Source organism: Dinoroseobacter shibae DFL 12 = DSM 16493, assembly GCF_000018145.1.
Lineage (GTDB): Bacteria > Pseudomonadota > Alphaproteobacteria > Rhodobacterales > Rhodobacteraceae > Dinoroseobacter > Dinoroseobacter shibae.
Window position 1 is genome coordinate 3,334,741 of sequence record NC_009952.1, and the last position, 18,454, is coordinate 3,353,194.

Here is an 18,454-nt window from a genome sequence, read left to right on the forward strand (position 1 = left end):
GTCAGTGGCTCGTGCCTTCGGAGAAGGTGATCTTGTTCCAGACATTGTATTTCCCCGATGGTTTGTTCATGGGCAGGCGCTTGACCTCTTCGAGCGTGGCCGCATCATAGACGATCACCGCGCCGTCTTCTTCCCAGATGCTGACAAGCGCATGGGTTCCGTCGCGGTCGAACTCCACATGGGCAACCGTGGCGCCGGGTTCCGGGCGCAGGGTCTTGACGATCTCCAGGCTCTGCTTGTCGATCACGTGCATCACGTCCTTGTTCGGACCGAAGAACACGTCGGCCCAGACATAGGGCGTGTTCTCATGGCTGCGCAGGAAGAAACCCGGGCCTTCGGTTTCGATCGTGCTCAGGACCTCCCAGCTTTCGATGTCGATCACAGACAGCTTGCCCTCGCGCAGGTGCGGCGTGGCCATGACGCGGGTGTCGCCCCGGATCCAGGAGATGCCGGAGCCGAGATGCGGCATGCCCGGAAGGGGCAGCTTGGCGATCTCGCGCCCGACATTGAGGTTCACGACCACCCCGTGCGCCCCGTCGCGCGCCGCCCCGATCAGGAAGCGGTAATCCGGGGTGAAGAAGAAATCGTCGATCGGCTCGGCGGTCTCGATCCGGCGGCGAGCGAAGAGCCCCTCAGAGGAGGCGATCGCCTCGACCATGTCCTTCTCGCGGCTGTGCACGAAGCCTTCGTAGACCGGGTCGGCTTCCGGGTCCGTGGCCACTTCCCAGATTTCGGGAGCGTCCTTGAGTGCGAGGATGAAGCTCTGCCGCTGGGGTGCCTGGTAGACCGCAGAGACCCGGCTGGTCTGCCCGGATTTCGAGATCACGTCCATCACCCGCGCCACGGAGAGATCTTCGGTCGACAGGATGGTCAGGGTCTGGGGCAGGTAATTGGCCACCGCAAGCCACTTGCCGTCATGGCTCATGGCGATGTTGCGGCTGTTGAGGCCCGCGCGCACGCGCCCGACCTCCTGCAGGGACCACAGGTCGTATTTCTGGACCCAGCCATCGCGGGACATGACGAAGACGAAATGCCCGTCCGGCGTGAATTTCGGGCCGCCATGGACGGCAAAGGGGGTTTCGAATCGGTCGAGCACGTCCCAGCTGTCGCCGTCGAGCACGCTGACATGGTGATCGCCGGTCTCCACGACCAGCGTGATGTTCATCGGGTCCGCGTCCCAGACCGGGGCCGGTGCCGCGACATAGCCCGCGTTCATGGTCGCGCTGGCCGCGATCTGCTCGGGACCCCAGGCGGGGATCTCGTTCAGCGGGGTGTTGAGCCATTCCGCAAGTGCGGCGATCTCGGTCTCGGAGATCACATCCTCGAAACCTGGCATCTGCGTCGCGGCACGGCCATGGGCGATCACATCGTGCAGGTGCGGGCCGCGCATGCGGCTGAGGGTTTCGGGGATCAGCGCGGGGCCGGTGCCGCCAAGACGGTCGCCGCCATGGCACATGGCGCACTCCTCGGCGTAGATTTGCGCAGGATCGGCCAGCGCCGGCGTGGTCAGGGCGACCAGAACCGCGAGGCTAGACAAAAGCCGGCTTGGGGTCATGTCGGTCTCCGATGAAAGGTCTGACGGTCAGGCGGTCGATATCCGTTGCAGTGCCGGTTTCGGCCGCGGTGAGATAGCAGGCAGGGTCTTCGGCCCAGGGGTCGCCGGTCAGCTGAAGCGCGCGAATGCGCGTGTTGCCGCCGCAGACCGCCTGGTGGGCACAGGCTCCGCACCGGCCCTTTAGCGGCCGCGGACGGCGGCGCAGCTCGGCCAGCATCGGGTCGGGCCCGGTCCAGAGCTCGGAAAACGGGGTCTGCTTGACACTGCCGACGGTGTATTCGGACCAGTAGGTGTCAGGGTGCACGTCGCCCTGGGTGTCGATATTGGCAACCCCCACGCCCGAGGCATTTCCGCCCCAGGCCTCCAGGTGCTTGCGCAGATGGGCCACTTGCGCGGCGGGGAAATTGGCTTTTGCCCAGTTCAGGAAATAGACCGCGTCGGCATCGTTGTTGCCGGTCACGATTTCCAGCGGATGGCCCCTGCCCTCGGCACTTTCCAGCGCGCGTGCGATCAGCAGGTCCATGGCGCGGCGGGTGCGGGCATGGTCGGCATCCTCGCCCCGGTTCTTGTTGCCGCGCCCGGCATAGACCAGGTGCGACAGGTAGAACTTGTCCACCCCCTCGTCATCGCAGAGCTTCAGAAGCTCGGGCAGCTGGCTCTCATTCTGTTCGGTGATGGTGAAGCGCAGGCCCACCTTGATCCCGCGCCGCTTGCACGAACGCACGCCGGCCAGCGCCTGTTCATAGGCACCGATCACGCCGCGGAAAGCGTCGTTGGTGGCGCCGATCCCGTCGATCGAGATGCCGACATAGTCGAACCCGATCTCCGCCACGCGGTCGGCCTTGGACCCGATCACGCCGGTACCGTTGGTGGACAGGGCCAGCACGCGGGTCAACGCCCGCGCGCGTTTGGCCAGCGCGAAGAGGTCATCGCGCAGCAAGGGCTCGCCCCCGGACAGGATCAGCGCGGGCACCTTGAAGCGTCCGATATCCTCCAGCGTTTCGCGGGCCTGGGCCGCCGTCAGCTCGCCCGGGAAATCCACATCCGCCGAGACCGTGTAGCAATGCTTGCACTTGAGATTGCAGCGCCGCGTCAGGTTCCAGATCACGACCGGCTTTGGCGTGCCCCTGGCGATACGCGGCGGGGTCGGATGATAGAGCTGGTCGAGATAATGGCTCAGCCGGAACATGTCATTTCCCCTTTGCCAGCCGCAGGCCGGTCTTTTTCAGGATGCGCTTGGAATAGAGGACGTCCGACGCCCGGCAGGCCGCTCCCAGCAGGGTGGCGATCTCGGCGCGCTTGGCCTCGACCTCGTCTCTGGTGTCGCCATGGACCATCGCGAAGAGGTTGTAGGGCCAGTCCGGCAGCGCGCGGGGCCGCTCGTAGCAATGGGAGACAAAGCCGAGCGCGCCGATCCGGGCACCCAGCTCGGCCACATCCGCATCGCGCACGTCCCAGACGGTCATGCCATTTGCGGTCATGCCCAGCTTGTAGTGGTTGGGCGCGATGGCGATCCGGCGCATGATCCCGCGAGCCTTTAGGCTGCGCAGGCGCGCCATGACCTGGTCCTCGGGCATCCCGAGCGCCTCGGCCACGGCGGCATAGGGCTCGGCCACCAGGGGCAACCCGGCCTGGGTTTCGGCGATGAGCGCTCGGTCGATATGATCCATTTTCATGCTGCCACCCGGAACCCGATGAAAAACTCCTGCAATTTCGGAAAGAGTAGAACGGGAAGGCCCGTTTCCGCCTCGATCCGCGCCTGGGCCTCGGTGATGCCATCCTCGGTTTCGGTCGCGAGAACGAACCACATGTTCAGCCGGTGCGTACGTTCATAATTATGCGCCACCTCGGGCAGCGCATTGACTTTGGTTAGGACCGCGTCGAACGCGTCCGCGGGCACCTCCATGGCGCACAGGCACAGGCCGCCCCCCATGGCCGCAGCATCGTAGAACGGGCCGAAGCGGGTGACATAGCCTGCCTCCCGCATCCGGGCGATACGGGCGATCACGTCATCTTCGGTCAGGCCCAGCGCATCGCCCACGACAGCAAAAGGCGAGGCCGCGATCGGAAAGCCGGCCTGCAACTCGTTGAGCAACAGCCGGTCAGTGGCATCAAGGGTCATGCGGGTTCCTTTCGCGGCAGGTCGATCAGGGCGCCGGTCTGCTTGAAGCAGCGCAGCGAGAACAGGATCTCATGCGGCACTCCGCGCAGTTCCGGCAGGGCGCGGGCGCGTTTCAGGACCGCCATCGCGTCCTCGCGGCTGCGCCCGTGGATCATGTTGTAAAGCGTGTAGGGCCAGACACCCGGCACGGCTTTGCGCTGATAGCACAGGGTCACGCCCGGCACTGCGGCAAGCGCCGGACCCGCCTGGGCCACCTGTGCGGGCGGCACCTGCCACACGACCATGGCATTGGCGCGCCATCCAAGGGCCCGGTGACGCACGATCACGCCGAACCGGGTCAGATAGCCCTCCTCCAGAAGCCGGGCGGCGCGGCGCAACGCGCCAGCCTCGTCCAGGTCGCAGACCGGGGCCACCGCGCGAAACGGGCGGGCAACCATCGGCAGGCCGGTGGAGAGGACCTGCATCAGCTTGCGGTCCGTGGCATCGATCGCCCCCAGCGTGGCGACCCGGGACGGTTCGACACCATGGGCGGCCTTGCCGCTCATGTCGAAGCCCAGGTCGATGTTGAACGGCGCCACCAGACGCAGGTCGAGCACCCGCAGGCCCGTCTCTGCCCCAATCTGGGCGAGTGCGGCATCCACATGGGCACGGTCGGGGCCGGTGGCCACGAACCAGATGTTCCAGCGATGCTCGCGCAGGTAGGAATGGTTGACACCGGGTTGCGCATTGATGATGGCCGCGGTCTTTTCCACCTCCCATTCGGGGGCGGAGACGGCCGCGAGGGTGCTGGCCCCGGCGGTGTTGGGTCGGCAGGTCGCGCCGAAGCGGGTGACCGCCCCGCGCGCCACGAGCGCCTGCATCCGGGCGAGGACGGTGTCTTCGGTCGTGCCCACGGACTTGGCGATCTCGGCAAAGGGACGCGCGACCACGGGTACGTTGCGCTGAAACTCGTTCAGTAGCCGATCGTCGAGAGAGATTTCAGCCAGTGTCATAGCATCACAATCCTATCCGGTGAGCGCGCGCGGTGAAGAAGATGCCCGAGGGGCTCTCCGCCGCGATCTCACCCGTCAGCGCAAAGGTCTCGGTGTCGTAGATCAGCACCTTTCCGGCGTCGCGGACGGACACCCACACCTCGTTGCCGCGTGGGGCGAATTCCATGTGCAGGATCGCCGGGCCAGGCTGGAAGCTGTGAATGACGTCGCCGGTCGCGGTATCGAGCACCTGGATCGTGTCGTTGAGCGGATGCGCGAAGTTCACCCAGACCTGCCGCCCTCCGGGGCGTGCGACGGCGAAGACCGGCTGGCCGTGGGTCGCCGTGCGACCGACTTCCTCGAAGCTGCGGGAATCAAGCCAGAGCACCTCGTGACGGCCGACAGCCGGAAGCGCGAAGCGATCCCCGGCAAGTGCCCAGCCTTCGAGATGGGGCATCTTGTAGACCGGCAGCGGTTCCTCGCCGCGACCGTAGCCGGGCAGGATGCGGCGCGGGGTGGGCTCGGCCTCCCACAGGTCCAGCAGGCTCAGCCCGTCTTCGCCGAACAGCCCGGCGATATAGGTGCGGCCATCACCGGTGATCAGCGCGTCATAGGGGTTCTCGCCCATACCGGCTATGATCAGCGGCTCGGGGTCCGGCTGGTTCATGTCCACCAGCCAGGTCTCGCCGCTGTCCCACATGGTGAAGGCAAACCGCCGACCGGGGACATCCACGAGGCCGATGGTCTTGGCCCCGGTGTCGAAACTGGCCACGTGCTCGAGGGTATCCGCGTCGAAGATGCGCACGCCGCCCGGCTCGTAATTGGCCACGGCGACCAGCGTGCCATCATCGGAGATCGCGCCGCCGATGGCATTGCCCGACTGGATCACCCGGCCCACGATCTGTCCGGTCAGCAGGTCGAGCTTGGTCAGACCCCCATCGCGCCCGAAAACGAACGCATACCGCCCGTCATCGGAAAACACGACCGAAGCGTGGGAGAGGTCTCCGAACCCCTCCACCTGGTCGAGCACCGTGTGGGTGCTGCGGTCGACGATCAGGACAGCGCCCGTCGCGCGTTCGATCACCACGCCCAGCCCGGCGGTGCTGCGGGGTTCCGAGGCGAGCGCCTGGTTGAACCAGAACGCAAAGAGCAAAGTCAGGAACAGCAGGGTCGAGGCGATGGGGCGTACCATGGGTCTACTCCGTTGCAAGAAGATAATCGGCGATCCACGCCGCTTCGCGTTCGGTCATCAGCGCGCGCCAGGGGGGCATTGCGGTACCGGGCAAACCGTCGAGGATCATCTGAGCGAGATCTTCGGGCGCCCAATGGGAAAGGGCCTCGGCGCGCAGGTCCGGGCCAAGCCCGCCCTTTCGGGTCAACCCGTGGCAGGACCCGCAATCCTGCAGGACAAGCCTTTCGAGCGCAGCGGTATCCAGCGGTGTCTCGCCGGCCTGCAGCGGCCCCGCGGCACACAGGATCAGACAGAGCGCTGCGACGGTCCTAGACATGGAGCACCTTCACCTTGTCGTTCACGCGCCCGACGGCTTCGGGCATCACGGCGCCGACATCGGTCGCCAATTCGACGACGCGCCCGATGACAAACAGGACCGGGCTGGGAAAGACGCGGGCTTCCACGTCGGTGGCGACACGGCTGAGGTTGGTCAGGCAGCGCTGCTCGCCCGGGGTGGTGGCGCGGGACACGGCCAGCACGGGCAAGTCCACGGGCAGGCCTTGGCCAATCAGGTTGCGGGAGATCTCGGCGATATTGGCGCCGCCCATGTAGACCACGAGGGTGGTGTCGAGATCGGCCAGGCTCGCCCAGTCCAGGTCCAGCGGTTCATCCGCCTTGCGATGGCCGGTCACGTAGCGCACGCCGGTGGCCAGGCCGCGATGGGTCAGGGGCACACCGGTCGAGGCCGCGGTGCCTTGCGCGGCGGTGATGCCGGGCACGATTTCCACGCGGATGCCATGGGCCCGCAACTCGGCGGCTTCTTCCGAGCCCCGCCCGAAGATGAACGGGTCCCCACCCTTCAGGCGGACCACGTCCTGGCCGGTCATGGCGATGTCCACGAGCATGTCGTTGATTTCGGATTGCGGCACCGGATGGAAGCCTGCGCGTTTGCCGACAGAGATCAGCCGCGTGCCTTTCTTGGCGAGATTGACGATCTCGCTGGGGACGAGCCGGTCGTGAACGATGACTTCGGCGTCGAGGATCAGGCGCAGGGCGCGCAGGGTCAGAAATTCCGGATCTCCGGGACCCGCGCCGACGAGGCTGACTTTTCCAAAGGGTCTCATGGGGCGTTCTCCTAGCTGCGGGCTGGGCCTTCTTGAAATTCTGGAGAAGGACCCCGGAGGCGCGGAGCCCCCGGGGTCCAGGACGGCGTCAGTAGACGTCGGCCCTGGTGTTGTAGACGTTGAACTTGCCGGTCGGCGTGATCAGGCGCTCGTCCTTGATCACGTGCTTGGGCTGCAGCGTCTTGTCGTCGACCACCACGATGGCGGAGGTCAGGTCAGCGGCGTTCCAGACAGAGAACCAGATCTCGTTGCCTGCCTTGTTGAACTCGCCCTGCACCACGCGGGGTTGGCCCTCGGTGATACCGGCCCACTCGACGATCGGCAGAACCGTGTATTCCGGCTCTTCCTGGCCAAGCTCGGACACCTTGAAGACCGCGACCGATCCCGACACCTCGGCATCCGGGTTGAGCGGTGCGTCCACATAGAGGTGCTCGGAGGTCGGGTGCGACTTCACGAAGAGCGACCCGCCGCCCATGGCATAGAGCTGCTGGACCACGGTCCAGGCCTCGTCAGGGTGACCCTCGGGGTCGGTGCCGATCAACGCCACCGTCTCGTCGCCGAGGTGCGAGGTTGCCCAGACCGGCCCGTGCACCGGGTGGTTCAGGTTCGCGCCACGCCCCGGGTGGGGGGTCAGGCCATCGGAGTCGAGCAGCGCCGTGAGTTCGCCTTCCTTGGTGTCGATCACCGCGATCTTGTTGCGGGCGTTCGCCGCCGTCAGGAAGTACCGCTTGGTGCTGTCGAGACCGCCGTCGTGCAGGAAGCGCTCGGCCTCGATCTCGGTCACCTTCAGGTTGCGGATGTCCGAGTAGTCGACCAACAGGATCTTGCCCGTCTCCTTGACGTTGACGATGAACTCCGGCCGGTAGTGCGAGGACAGGATCGCCGCCACGCGCGGTTCGGGGTGGTACGTCTGCTCGTCGAAGATCATGCCGCGGGTGGACTGGATCTTGAGCGGCTCCAGGGTGTCGCCGTCCATGATCACGTATTGCGGCGGCCAGTAGGCCCCGGCGATCGCGTACTTGTCTTCGTAGCCTTCCATCTTCGAGGTTTCGACCGACCGCGCTTCGGTGCCGATCTTGATCGTGGCGACCGTTGCGGGCTCTTCCATCCACAGGTCGATCATGTTGATCAGCGCGTCGCGCCCGATCACCATCAGGTACCGTCCCGAGGCCGAAATCCGGCTGATATGAACCGCGTAGCCGGTTTCGATGATGCTGTGGATCTCGTAGGTGGCGCCGTCGATCAGGGCGATCTGGCCCGAATCGCGCAACGTGACAGAGAAGAGATTGTCGATATCGATATCGTTCATCTTCTCTTTCGGGCGGTCCTCCGGTGCCACGAGCACCTTCCAGGTCTCGCGCATCTCGGCCATCCCGAATTCGGGCGGCTGCGCGGGCTCCAGCAGAAGGTAGCGGGCCATCAGGTCCACGTCTTCTTCGGTCATCTCGCCCGAGGTGCCCCAGTTGGGCATGCCCGCCGGGGAGCCATAGGTGATGAAGTCGCGCAGGTACTCGTAGCCGCCTTCGCGGGTGAGGTCAGTCGTCAGCGCCTTGCCGGTCGCGCCCTTGCGCAGAACCCCGTGGCAGCCGGCGCAACGCTCGAAATAGATCGTGTTGGCCTTGTCGTACTCGGCCTGCGAGATCACAGGATCACCGGGCTTGCGGCCGGGAATTTCGATGTTGAGTTGCCCAAGCGTTGTCATGCTGGGCTCATAGGCGCCCGCGGGGCTGTTGGCGTGGTCTTCGGGCTTGTCCTGCGCGATTGCTCCGCCCGCTGTCAGGACTGCGAAAAACGCGGCACTGGCAAGTAGGCTCGTTCGCCGGATTGCGGATCTGGTCATCTCAGGATGTCTCCATTTCGCTGGTGAGGCCCCCCGACCCTGAGCGAGAAACGACTCCCCGGCCTTGACTTTGGTTAAGGGTGGACAGGTGGTCGCGGCAGATACTCTGCACCATGCACAGACTGATCCTTCTCATTCTGGGTCTGGTGCTCTGGCTTGGAGCCGGCGCCACAGCCCCCCTGATGGCCGCTGGCGGCGGCGTACTGCCGGGCGACACGCTGGCCGTGAGCACACCCGACCCCGCCCGGGCCGCCCGCCTGATCGGGGTGGCACCGCCCGTGCGCCTTGTCCGAGAGGATGCCCCGGTTCCCGGCTGGACGGTCCTCGCCAATGGACAGGTGGCCGGGTATATCGGCTCCACCTGGGAGTTGTCGGGGTCCGTCGGATATTCGGGCCGGCCGCTCGACGTGCTCTTCGGGCTGACACCGGATGCGCGCGTCTCGGGGGCCGAACTGGTCCAGCACAACGAGCCCATTCTGACACTCGGCATATCGACCGAGGATATCGAGGCCTTCGTCAGCAGCTTCGCAGGCCTGAACCTGCGCGCCCCGCAGGAGACCCGGCTGGCGCAGATCCCAGACGTGATCTCGCGTGCGACCGTCTCCACCGGGGTGATCCGCGATTCGATGCTGCGCAGCGCGCGCACCCTGGCCCTGGGGCGCGGCGTGATGGCGGGCGATGGCGGGATCGACCGCGTGGCATTCGAGCCGCGCGACTGGGACGCGCTCGCGACCTCGGGCGCCCTCGCCCATACCCTCGTGACGATGACCGAAGCCCATGAGGCCCTCAAGGATGGACGCCTGCCGCCCGAACCGGGACCGGGCGCGTTCCTCGATCTCTGGATCGCAATTCTCGATCCGCCGACCATCGGCCGTAACCTGCTGGGCCAACAGAGCTTCACCAGTGCCGTGGGCGGGCTCGGTCCAAACGAGGTCGCACTCTTCGTGGCGTCCCGCGGGCTGCATTCCCACCGCGGCACGGCCTGGCGGCGCGATGGCGTGTTCGACAGGCTCAGCTTGCGGCAGGGCGAGACGGTCCATGTCTTCACCGAAGACGACTATGTGCGCATCGACCGGCTGGCCGCCGACGGAGCGCCGGAGTTCAAGGAGCGCAGCGTGTTCCGCATCCGCGGCGATTCGGGCTTTGACCCGACCGCGCCCTTCACGCTCGAAGTCCAGGCGACCCGCGCCACCGCTTCGGGCGACGTGGTCTTCACGATTCCGGTCGACTACAGCCTGCCCGCGGCGTTCCTGTTGCCCGACGCGGCACCCGACACGCCGCTGTGGCAAACGGTCTGGCAGGACAAGCGCCCCGAGATCGCAGGCGTGGCCACCATGCTGGCGGTGCTGACCCTGATCCTGTTCGCGCAGGAGAGCTTCGTGTCCCGGCCCCGGCTCTACCGCGCGGGTCGCATCGCATTTCTTGCGACCACGCTGGTCTGGCTCGGCTGGGGCATCAATGGACAGCTCTCGGTGGTGCAGATCGTGGCCTTCCTGCATTCCCTGCTCTCGGGCTTCCGCTGGGAGACCTTCCTGATCGACCCGGTGATCTTCATGCTCTGGAGCTTCGTGGCCCTGGGCCTGCTGTTCTGGGGGCGGGGGGTCTATTGCGGCTGGCTGTGCCCCTTCGGCGCGCTGCAGGAGCTGACGAATCGCGCGGCACAGGCTTTGCGCGTGCCGCAGATCGCGGTGCCGCAGCCGATCCATGAACGGCTCTGGGTGATCAAGTACGTTCTGTTTGTCGGGATCGTTGCGCTGTCCTTCTATTCCATGGAACGCGCCCTGGTCCTCGCCGAGGCCGAACCGTTCAAGACGGCGATCTCCATGCGGATGCTGCGCGCCTGGCCTTTCGTGCTGTTCGTGCTGGCGATCCTGACGGCCGGGTTATTCATCGAGCGGTTCTACTGCCGCTACCTGTGCCCGCTGGGCGCGGGGCTCGCCATTCCCGCAAAACTGAAGATCTTCGACTGGCTGCACCGGCGGCCGCAATGTGGCCGCGAATGCCGCCTGTGCGAGCAGAAATGCACCGTGGGCGCGATCGACCCACTGGGCCGGATCAACCCGAACGAATGCATCCTGTGCCTGAAATGCCAGTGGATCTTCCACGACAAAGACACCTGCACGATCCTGAAACGCCGCGCCCGAAGCACCGCTGCGGCCCCCGGAGGTTCCCCATGAAACAGAGCTTGCACCGCCTTTTCGGCGACGGATTTCGCATCTTCTTCCTCGCGGCGGGCGTGTTCGGCCTGCTGGCGGCGATCTACTGGCAGGCGTGGCTGGGGGTTCATGCCTTCGGCGGCATGGTGACCGAGCACAGCTTCGCGCCGCCGCCGCACCTGTGGCACGCCCATGAGATGATCTTCGGCTATGCCGGTGCGGCCCTGGGCGGTTTCTTCCTGACGGCAGTGCCCAACTGGACCGGGGCCAAGGCCGCGCGGCACGGCTTCATCGTGCTGGTCGCGGGGCTGTGGCTGGCTGGGCGGGTGGCGATCTGGATGTCCGGCAGCCTGCCGCCGGTTCTGGTCGCGGCGGTGGACCTCGCGTTCCTGCCGGTGCTGGCCACCAAGATCCTGACCCAGCTTCTGAACCGCCCGAAGCCACAGAACATGATGTTCCTTGGGCTTCTGACCCTGGTCTGGCTGGCCAATGCGACGGTCCATGCAGACTGGATCGGGCTTGGCGGGCCAGGCGCCGAAGTCGGCCTGCGCGCCGGGCTGCTCGGCATCTGCGCAATGATCGCGGTGCTGGGCGGGCGCGTGACCCCGGCCTTCACCCGCAACGCGATGACCCGCGCCGGACGGGAGACCGACCTGCCCGCGTCGCGCAAGCCGGTCGAGCTGATTGGGATCGCCCTGGCCATCGGGCTGCCTGTGCTCGTGCTCGCCGAAGCCCCCGAGCGGCTCATCGCGGTGCTGGCCGTGATCTGCGGTGCTGCACAACTCGCGCGGCTGGCGGGGTGGCGCACCGGCTGGACCCTGGGACAGCCGATCCTGTGGAGCCTGCACCTGGCCTTCGGAATGCTCGGGGCGGGGTACCTGCTTCTGGGGCTGTCGCTGACCGGCATGGGCAGCGAGGTCGCCGCCTTGCACGTTCTGGGGATCGGAACGGTGGGCGGGATGACCGTCGCGGTGATGTCCCGGGCGATCCTGGGGCATTCCGGACGCGCCCTGGTTGCGCCGCGCCCCGTCGCGCTGGCCTTCGGGCTGATCGGGCTGGCCGCTGTGATCCGATGGGTCGGTTCCTCGGCCCAGATCGACCTCTACTTCGCGGCGATGCTGGTCGCAGGCGCCCTGTGGATCGCGGCTATGGCCTTGTTCGTCCTCAGCCTTTTGCCGGCCATTCTCGGGTCGAGCGCCGCGGAGTAACGCAAGCGGGCGCGGCAACACGCCCCGGTCTTGACGTTGGTTAAGACTCCCGCCGCGCCCGCAAGGCACCCTGAAGAGGTCCTAAACCCTCCGACAAGGAGCACTACCCATGAAAGACGTCATGACGAAAGGCATGGCCCGCAATATCTTCTACGGCGGGTCCCTGTTTTTCCTAGCGATCTTCCTTGGCCTTACTGCACATAGCCATTTCTATATCGTGAACACCTCGACCGCGTCGATGGAGCTCACCGACAGCGTGGTTCTCGGCAAGAAGGTCTGGGAAGACAAAACCTGTGTCAACTGTCACTCCATCCTCGGCGAAGGCGCCTACTTCGCGCCCGAGGTTGGCAACGTGATGACCCGCTGGGGCGTCGTTGACGATCCCGAAGCGGCCTTCGAAACCCTCAAGGGCTGGATCCAGGCAATGCCGACCGGCATCGAGGGCCGTCGCCAGATGCCTTACTTCGAACTCACCGATGAGGAGATCCGCGGTCTGTCGGACTTCCTGATCTGGACCGACAAGATCGACGCCCAGGGCTGGCCGCCGAACGACGCCGGTTAAGGAGAGCAAAGCCATGAAATACGAATCACAGAAAATCGCCTATGCCTATTTCGCAACGGCTCTCGGGCTGTTCGCGATCCAGGTTATCGGCGGATTGCTGGCGGGGTGGGTCTATGTCTCCCCCAACACGCTATCGGAACTGGTGCCTTTCAACACCATTCGCATGTTGCACACCAACAGCCTCATCGTCTGGCTCCTGCTGGGCTTCTTCGGGGCAGCCTATTTCCTCATCCCCGAGGAGGCGGAGCGCGAGATCCATTCGCCCATGCTCGCCTATGTCCAGCTGGCGATCCTGGTCGTCGGCACCCTGGGTGTGGTCGTCACATACCTGTTCAACCCGTTCGAGGGCCACTGGCTGCTCGGCAAGGAAGGACGTGAGTTCATCGAACAACCGAAATGGGTCAAGGCAGGCATCGTCGTGGCGGCGCTGATCTTCCTCTACAACGTCTCCATGACCTCGCTGAAAGGCCGCAAGACCGCGATCACCAACATCCTGTTGCTCGGTCTGTGGGGTCTGGCGCTGCTGTTCCTGTTCTCCTTCTACAACCCGCACAACCTGTCGCTCGACAAGATGTACTGGTGGTACGTCGTGCACCTGTGGGTCGAAGGCGTGTGGGAGCTGATCATGGCCTCCATCCTGGCCTACCTGATGCTCAAGCTCACCGGCGTGGACCGCGAAGTGGTCGAGAAATGGCTCTATGTCATCGTCGCCGCCGCGCTGTTCTCGGGCATCCTGGGGACCGGGCACCACTACTACTGGATCGGCACGCCGGGTTACTGGCAGTGGATCGGATCGATCTTCTCCAGCCTCGAAGTCATCCCCTTCTTCGCCATGATGGCCTTCGCCTTCGTGATGGTCTGGAAGGGCCGCCGGGATCACCCGAACAAGGCCGCGCTGCTGTGGTCGCTCGGGACTGCGACCCTCGCGTTCTTCGGTGCCGGTGTCTGGGGCTTCCTGCACACGCTGCACGGGGTGAACTACTATACCCACGGCACGCAGATCACTGCCGCGCACGGTCACCTGGCCTTCTTCGGAGCCTATGTCGCGCTCAACCTCGCGATCATAAGCTACGCGATGCCGATCCTGAAGGGCCGCGATCCGTACAACCAGGTGCTCAATATGGCATCCTTCTGGATGATGGCCGGCGGCATGACCTTCATGACCTTCGTGCTGACCTTCGCGGGCACCGTGCAGACCCACCTGCAGCGCGTCATGGGCATCGACTACATGAGCGTGCAGGACGATATCACCATCTTCTACTGGATGCGGTTCGGATCCGGTGTGGTCGTGGTGCTCGGGGCGTTGCTGTTCATCTACGCGATCTTCGTGCCCCGCAAGGAGATCATTGAACCCAACGACCGGTCCGTTGCAGCCGAAACACCTGCGGAGTGACTACCATGGATGGATCACACATGAACGGGAATGGGGCTTCGGCCCCGTTCTACCTCGCCCAGGGCGATGAGTGCAGCCTCTTCGAAGCTGCCTATGACAACAACCTGCCGCTGCTGCTCAAGGGCCCGACGGGCTGCGGCAAGACCCGCTTCGTGGCGCATATGGCGGCACGGCTCGGGCGGCCGCTCTACACCGTGGCCTGCCATGACGACCTGACCGCCGCCGACCTGGTGGGACGCTACCTGCTCAAGGGGGGCGAGACGGTCTGGGTCGACGGGCCGCTGACCCGCGCGGTGCGCGAAGGGGCGATCTGCTATCTCGACGAGGTGGTCGAAGCCCGCAAGGACGTCACCGTGGTCCTGCACCCGTTGACCGACGACCGGCGCATCCTGCCGATCGACCGCACCGGCGAAGAACTCGAAGCCACCCCTGGCTTCATGCTCGTGGCCTCCTATAACCCGGGCTACCAGAATATCCTGAAAACCCTGAAACCCTCGACGCGGCAGCGTTTCCTGTCGCTGGAGTTCGGCTTCCCGGCGCCCGCGCATGAGGTCGAGATTGTCGCCAGCGAAAGCGGTCTGTCCGTCGAGCGCGTCAAGCCGCTGGTGCGACTTGCAGGCAAGCTGCGCGATCTCAAGGGCCAGGACATCGAAGAAGGCGTCTCCACCCGGCTGATTGTCTATGCGGCGACACTGATCGCCAAAGGCATGCCGGTGGAGCGCGCCATTCGCACCGCGATGATCGAACCTCTCACAGACGAAGAGGACGTGAAACGCGGACTGACCGATCTTGTAACAGCCGTCTTTGGGTGAGGTATGGTATGAGCAAGATCGAGATCGAGCCATGGGAACCCGAAGAAACCGTCGGGAAGCTGTGGCACGCTCTGGCCAGTCGTCTTGATGCGCCCGAGATTTTCTCGGACGCGGCCGTTGAACTGACGGAGATATCAGGGCGTCTGGCCGTTTTTTTCCGTGGACTTGGCGGCGATCCAGCCGTCGAGTTCCGCGCCGCAGCCGACGAGGCAGTGGGCCACAGGCTCAGTTGGCGGCGTCGGCTGGGCACCGAGACCGAGCGCCATGCGCGCGCCAGTTTCGATGGCGAAGCTTTGCGCCTGCCCGAGCGGCTGGCGGTGTTTCCGATGCGGGAGGCCAATGCGGCGCTCTATCTCTGGCTGACGGCGGCCGCGGCCCATGCGCCGGACCCGGTCGTCCCCGAGGACCCGTTTCACGCCGACATCGCGGGGCTGCAGGCCGCCAAGACCATGCTGACCGCGGCTTGCGCGGAATGCCCGGGCCTGGTGCCGCTCTTCGGCACCCTGGCCGAAGCCGCGCTGCAGATGCGCCGCGATCACAGCCTGCCCCCGCAGGAGGCCGCCACAGAAGCGGTCATCCGGCGCCTGCTCGGCCACCCGGCCCCGCTGCAAGGGCTGGCCGCCGAGATCGACGCGGTGCTCGAGGGCGCACCGCTCGACACCCTGCCGCCCGCCGCGCGACGGTATCGCCCGCACAGGCCGGTGCCGCTCTGGCCCGATCTGCGCCCGGTCGCCTTCAGTGCCCGCAGCGAGGTCGAGACCCGCGACACGGACGGTCCCGCCGAGGAAGGCAGCGAGAAAACCCACCGCGCCCGGCGGCGCAAATCCGAACAGGCAGAGCGTCAGGACAGCCTGATCCTGCACAAGTTCGAGGCGATCCTCAGCTTTGCCGAGTTCCTCAACCTCAACCGCCGCGTGGATGACGACGACAATGACGACGCCAAGAAGGCCGCGGACGATCTCGACGAGATCGGGCTGGGGCAGATTTCCAAGGCGCCGGCCACGAAGTTGAAACTGCACCTGGACCTTGCGCCCGAGGATGCCGACCGCGAGGCGCTGTCGGATGTCCTGACCTACCCGGAATGGGAGGCGCGCAGCGGCAGCTACCTGCCGAACCACGCGCGCGTGCTGGCCAGCTGGGCCGCCCCGGTCCAGACCGACGCCCTGCGCGCCCCCGATGCCCACCGCCGGATCGAGGCCGTGCGCCGCCAGTTCGAGGCTCTGCGCCCCGGCCGCGTGGTCCTGCCCGGCCAACCCGAGGGCGAGGAGCTGGACATGGAGGCCTGCGTGCGCGCGCAGGTGGATCTCGTCACCCGCGGGGCCGGAAGCGAACGCATCTGGCGTCAGACCCGCCCGCAGGCGCGCGACCTCGCGGTTTCGATCCTGCTGGACGTGTCCCGCTCCACCGAAAGTGCCGTGGCGGGCCGCCAGGTGATCGATATCGAACGGGAGGCCCTGACAGCACTGGCCTGGGGCCTGCAGGCCTGCGGCGATGAGTTCGCCATCGATGCGTTCTCGTCCTTGCGACGGGACCGGGTCTACCTGACCCGTTGCAAGGGCTTCGGCACGCCGATGAACACCGGGGTCGAAGCGCGCATCGCCAGCCTGCGCCCCGGCTTCTACACGCGGATGGGGGCGGCGATCCGCCATGCCTCCGCCGGGCTTGCGCGGCAGGCACGCAAACGGCGCCTGCTGCTGGTAATCACCGATGGCAAACCCAACGACCTCGACCATTACGAGGGGCGTCACGGGGTCGAGGACACCCGCATGGCCGTGCGCGAAGCGCGCCGACAGGGCCACGCGGTCTTCGCCATCACCATCGACAGCCGCTCGAAGGCCAGTTTCACCCGGATGTTTGGCGCGGGCGGCTTCTCGGTCGTGCCCGATCCCAACCGCCTGATCCAGGCGCTGCCCGCGATCTATCGTCAACTGATCGGCGCATGAGCGACACATCGCGGGACCCTTTCGACGAGCTGCCGGGTGGCCTGATGATCTGGGTGCTCGTGGTCAGCGAGCTTCTGGTGTTCGGCGCGGGACTTGCGGCCTTTCTCGGGGTCCGGATCACGGATCCCGGCGGGTTCGCCACCGCACAGGAGGCCCTGCACCCCGTCCGGGCGGGCATCAATACGGTCGTTCTGGTCACCAGCGGGCTTTTCGCGGCGCTGGCAACGCAGGCCTGTACGGCTGGACGGACGGCGGCCACGCGCGGCTGGCTTGCGGCGGCCGGGACGCTCGGGCTGGTCTTTCTCGTGATAAAGGGCAGCGAGTTCGCGGATCTCGCGGCGCTGGGGCTGTCGACCGAGACCCACGCCTTCTTCACTTTCTACTTCCTGCTCACCGGGTTTCACGCCGCCCATGTGGTCGCGGGTGTTCTCGTCCTGGCCCTGGTGGCCTGGCGCCCGCGTCCGGCCCCGGTCGAGGCGGCGACGGCGTTCTGGCACATGGTAGACCTGGTCTGGGTGCTGCTCTTTCCCGTGATCTACCTGATGGCATGAGAGCGGCGGCGCATATCGTGAGCCTCCGGGCCTGGGGGGCGCTGCTGGCGTTGACGGTGCTGGGCACGGTTCTGTCGCAGGACGCGGTGTCCTGGCTGCGACCGCAGTATGAAGGGCTGGCGATCCTCGCGGTTGCAATCGCCAAGGCGCGCATCATCCTGCTGGATTATCTTGGCCTGCGTGGCGCGCCCAGCTGGCGGCGGGCCGGTGTCACCTGCCTGGTGTTTGCCGGGCTGCTTCTGGCCGGGCTCTACATGGTTGGCTGACGCTCGCGGGCGCTACATCATGCGCTGGCGCGGCACCTCGCCCGTGCCGTCTTCGTCGGCGAAGTCGCGCAGGGTGTCGATGCAGGCGATCTCCGCATGGTTCTGCTTGATCGTGACGCCCTGGGATTTGAGGCGCGCAAAGGCGCGGCTGAGGCTTTCGGGTTTCATCCCGATGCGCCCCGCGATCAGGATCTTGTCATAGGGCAGCATCACGCGGCAGCTCCCTTCATCGCAGGTCACGAGCGACAACAGGAACTGCGCGACGCGCTGCGCTCCGGAGCGGGCCTTGAGCTGCTCCACCTCCGCCACAAGCGCGTGCAGATGCGCAAAGGTCGAGGACAAGATGGCGATGCAGACCTCCGGATGGGAGCGCATGACATTGAGCACCTCGGCCGATGGCACCTGCACCACACGCACATCCGTGGCAGCCTCGGCCGCGACCGGATAGGTATCGTTGCGCAGCGCCACCGCCTCGCCGAAACTGTGCCCCCGGGTGAAAACGCCGACCACCGCCTCGCTGCCATTGGGGGTGATTCGATACAGCTTCACCCAGCCGTCGATCACGATATAGACCGAGTGCGCATCCTCGCCGTGGGAAAACAGCACCTGGCCGCGGTCATAGCGTTTGACCGACGACCTTTTGAGGATCTTCGTGGCCACCTCGTCCGGGCAGTTCGACAGCAGCAAACTCGCTTTTGCCGTATTGAGATGCGATAAAGCCATGGCCCTACTTGCGCAGCACGCAGCGCTCAAAGCTACATGCTTAATCGTCGCATGAAC

18 protein-coding genes are annotated in these 18,454 nt (G+C 65.9%); 8 read left to right on the plus strand and 10 right to left on the minus strand.

Annotated elements, in window-relative coordinates:
• Position 1 precedes the first annotated feature (1 nt).
• The 9 genes from DSHI_RS16080 to DSHI_RS16120 all read right to left on the minus strand — a co-directional run bounded on the left by DSHI_RS16080 (position 2) and on the right by DSHI_RS16120 (position 8,783).
• A complete protein-coding gene (locus DSHI_RS16080) occupies positions 2–1,555 on the minus strand; it encodes a nitrite reductase (RefSeq protein ID WP_012179832.1) in 1,554 nt (517 codons plus the stop codon).
• The gene (nirJ, locus tag DSHI_RS16085; protein WP_012179833.1) at positions 1,530–2,744 is read right to left on the minus strand and encodes a heme d1 biosynthesis radical SAM protein NirJ; all 1,215 of its coding nucleotides are present in this window, start codon (positions 2,742–2,744) and stop codon (positions 1,530–1,532) included. The genes DSHI_RS16080 and nirJ overlap by 26 nt, the downstream gene beginning before the upstream one ends.
• Before the next feature lies 1 nt (position 2,745).
• Positions 2,746–3,231: a siroheme decarboxylase subunit beta gene (gene ahbB, locus DSHI_RS16090; RefSeq protein ID WP_012179834.1), complete on the minus strand. Its 486-nt coding sequence runs from the start codon at positions 3,229–3,231 to the stop codon at positions 2,746–2,748.
• Positions 3,228–3,677, minus strand: coding sequence for an Lrp/AsnC family transcriptional regulator (locus DSHI_RS16095; RefSeq protein WP_012179835.1), 450 nt, complete (start codon positions 3,675–3,677; stop codon positions 3,228–3,230). Before DSHI_RS16095 ends, ahbB (DSHI_RS16090) begins: the two co-directional genes overlap by 4 nt.
• Entirely contained in the window at positions 3,674–4,669 is a 996-nt protein-coding gene (ahbB, locus tag DSHI_RS16100) for a siroheme decarboxylase subunit beta (RefSeq protein ID WP_012179836.1), read from the minus strand. Before ahbB (DSHI_RS16100) ends, DSHI_RS16095 begins: the two co-directional genes overlap by 4 nt.
• 4 nt (positions 4,670–4,673) lie before the next feature.
• Positions 4,674–5,840, minus strand: coding sequence for a cytochrome D1 domain-containing protein (locus DSHI_RS16105; RefSeq protein WP_012179837.1), 1,167 nt, complete (start codon positions 5,838–5,840; stop codon positions 4,674–4,676).
• A gap of 4 nt (positions 5,841–5,844) precedes the next feature.
• Complete coding sequence (locus tag DSHI_RS16110; RefSeq protein WP_012179838.1) at positions 5,845–6,156, minus strand: c-type cytochrome; 312 nt, start codon at positions 6,154–6,156, stop codon at positions 5,845–5,847.
• Positions 6,149–6,943 carry a uroporphyrinogen-III C-methyltransferase gene (gene cobA, locus DSHI_RS16115; protein ID WP_012179839.1) on the minus strand — a complete coding sequence of 265 codons (795 nt, stop codon included), beginning with the start codon at positions 6,941–6,943 and terminating at the stop codon, positions 6,149–6,151. The genes DSHI_RS16110 and cobA overlap by 8 nt, the downstream gene beginning before the upstream one ends.
• Before the next feature lie 88 nt (positions 6,944–7,031).
• Positions 7,032–8,783 (minus strand): nitrite reductase, encoded by a 1,752-nt coding sequence (locus tag DSHI_RS16120; RefSeq protein ID WP_012179840.1) that lies wholly within the window; start codon positions 8,781–8,783, stop codon positions 7,032–7,034.
• Between the two features lie 113 nt (positions 8,784–8,896).
• Between DSHI_RS16120 and DSHI_RS16125 the strand changes: the two genes are divergently transcribed.
• The 8 genes from DSHI_RS16125 (at position 8,897) to DSHI_RS16160 (ending at position 17,674) form a co-directional block, all read left to right on the plus strand.
• Positions 8,897–10,960 (plus strand): NosR/NirI family protein, encoded by a 2,064-nt coding sequence (locus DSHI_RS16125; RefSeq protein WP_012179841.1) that lies wholly within the window; start codon positions 8,897–8,899, stop codon positions 10,958–10,960.
• Complete coding sequence (locus DSHI_RS16130) at positions 10,957–12,147, plus strand: NnrS family protein (RefSeq protein WP_012179842.1); 1,191 nt, start codon at positions 10,957–10,959, stop codon at positions 12,145–12,147. The genes DSHI_RS16125 and DSHI_RS16130 overlap by 4 nt, the downstream gene beginning before the upstream one ends.
• Positions 12,148–12,256: 109 nt before the next feature.
• Positions 12,257–12,709: a c-type cytochrome gene (locus DSHI_RS16135; protein WP_012179843.1), complete on the plus strand. Its 453-nt coding sequence runs from the start codon at positions 12,257–12,259 to the stop codon at positions 12,707–12,709.
• A gap of 13 nt (positions 12,710–12,722) precedes the next feature.
• A complete protein-coding gene (locus DSHI_RS16140; RefSeq protein ID WP_012179844.1) occupies positions 12,723–14,102 on the plus strand; it encodes a cbb3-type cytochrome c oxidase subunit I in 1,380 nt (459 codons plus the stop codon).
• 5 nt (positions 14,103–14,107) lie between these two features.
• On the plus strand, positions 14,108–14,914 hold the full coding sequence (locus DSHI_RS16145; RefSeq protein WP_012179845.1) for a CbbQ/NirQ/NorQ/GpvN family protein: 807 nt from the start codon (positions 14,108–14,110) through the stop codon (positions 14,912–14,914).
• Between the two features lie 8 nt (positions 14,915–14,922).
• On the plus strand, positions 14,923–16,857 hold the full coding sequence (locus DSHI_RS16150; protein WP_012179846.1) for a nitric oxide reductase activation protein NorD: 1,935 nt from the start codon (positions 14,923–14,925) through the stop codon (positions 16,855–16,857).
• On the plus strand, positions 16,854–17,408 hold the full coding sequence (locus DSHI_RS16155; RefSeq protein WP_012179847.1) for a cytochrome c oxidase subunit 3: 555 nt from the start codon (positions 16,854–16,856) through the stop codon (positions 17,406–17,408). Before DSHI_RS16150 ends, DSHI_RS16155 begins: the two co-directional genes overlap by 4 nt.
• The gene (locus DSHI_RS16160; RefSeq protein WP_012179848.1) at positions 17,405–17,674 is read left to right on the plus strand and encodes a cytochrome C oxidase subunit IV family protein; all 270 of its coding nucleotides are present in this window, start codon (positions 17,405–17,407) and stop codon (positions 17,672–17,674) included. Before DSHI_RS16155 ends, DSHI_RS16160 begins: the two co-directional genes overlap by 4 nt.
• 12 nt (positions 17,675–17,686) lie before the next feature.
• On the opposite strand, the gene dnrD is transcribed toward DSHI_RS16160, so the two are convergent.
• A complete protein-coding gene (gene dnrD / locus DSHI_RS16165) occupies positions 17,687–18,397 on the minus strand; it encodes an Fnr/Crp family transcriptional regulator DnrD (protein ID WP_012179849.1) in 711 nt (236 codons plus the stop codon).
• Between the last annotated feature and the right edge of the window lie 57 nt (positions 18,398–18,454).

Bases quoted from the DNA above. Each gene is read 5' to 3' on its own strand.
- DSHI_RS16125 (WP_012179841.1), top strand. From the start codon at position 8,897: ATGCACAGACTGATCCTTCTCATTCTGGGTCTGGTGCTCTGGCTTGGA.
- DSHI_RS16110 (WP_012179838.1), bottom strand. From the start codon at position 6,156: ATGTCTAGGACCGTCGCAGCGCTCTGTCTGATCCTGTGTGCCGCGGGG.
- DSHI_RS16130 (WP_012179842.1), top strand. From the start codon at position 10,957: ATGAAACAGAGCTTGCACCGCCTTTTCGGCGACGGATTTCGCATCTTC.
- nirJ (WP_012179833.1), bottom strand. From the start codon at position 2,744: ATGTTCCGGCTGAGCCATTATCTCGACCAGCTCTATCATCCGACCCCG.
- DSHI_RS16140 (WP_012179844.1), top strand. From the start codon at position 12,723: ATGAAATACGAATCACAGAAAATCGCCTATGCCTATTTCGCAACGGCT.
- DSHI_RS16120 (WP_012179840.1), bottom strand. From the start codon at position 8,783: ATGACCAGATCCGCAATCCGGCGAACGAGCCTACTTGCCAGTGCCGCG.
- DSHI_RS16095 (WP_012179835.1), bottom strand. From the start codon at position 3,677: ATGACCCTTGATGCCACTGACCGGCTGTTGCTCAACGAGTTGCAGGCC.
- DSHI_RS16145 (WP_012179845.1), top strand. From the start codon at position 14,108: ATGGATGGATCACACATGAACGGGAATGGGGCTTCGGCCCCGTTCTAC.
- DSHI_RS16155 (WP_012179847.1), top strand. From the start codon at position 16,854: ATGAGCGACACATCGCGGGACCCTTTCGACGAGCTGCCGGGTGGCCTG.
- DSHI_RS16150 (WP_012179846.1), top strand. From the start codon at position 14,923: ATGAGCAAGATCGAGATCGAGCCATGGGAACCCGAAGAAACCGTCGGG.
- DSHI_RS16105 (WP_012179837.1), bottom strand. From the start codon at position 5,840: ATGGTACGCCCCATCGCCTCGACCCTGCTGTTCCTGACTTTGCTCTTT.
- ahbB (WP_012179836.1), bottom strand. From the start codon at position 4,669: ATGACACTGGCTGAAATCTCTCTCGACGATCGGCTACTGAACGAGTTT.
- cobA (WP_012179839.1), bottom strand. From the start codon at position 6,943: ATGAGACCCTTTGGAAAAGTCAGCCTCGTCGGCGCGGGTCCCGGAGAT.
- DSHI_RS16160 (WP_012179848.1), top strand. From the start codon at position 17,405: ATGAGAGCGGCGGCGCATATCGTGAGCCTCCGGGCCTGGGGGGCGCTG.
- DSHI_RS16135 (WP_012179843.1), top strand. From the start codon at position 12,257: ATGAAAGACGTCATGACGAAAGGCATGGCCCGCAATATCTTCTACGGC.
- ahbB (WP_012179834.1), bottom strand. From the start codon at position 3,231: ATGAAAATGGATCATATCGACCGAGCGCTCATCGCCGAAACCCAGGCC.
- dnrD (WP_012179849.1), bottom strand. From the start codon at position 18,397: ATGGCTTTATCGCATCTCAATACGGCAAAAGCGAGTTTGCTGCTGTCG.
- DSHI_RS16080 (WP_012179832.1), bottom strand. From the start codon at position 1,555: ATGACCCCAAGCCGGCTTTTGTCTAGCCTCGCGGTTCTGGTCGCCCTG.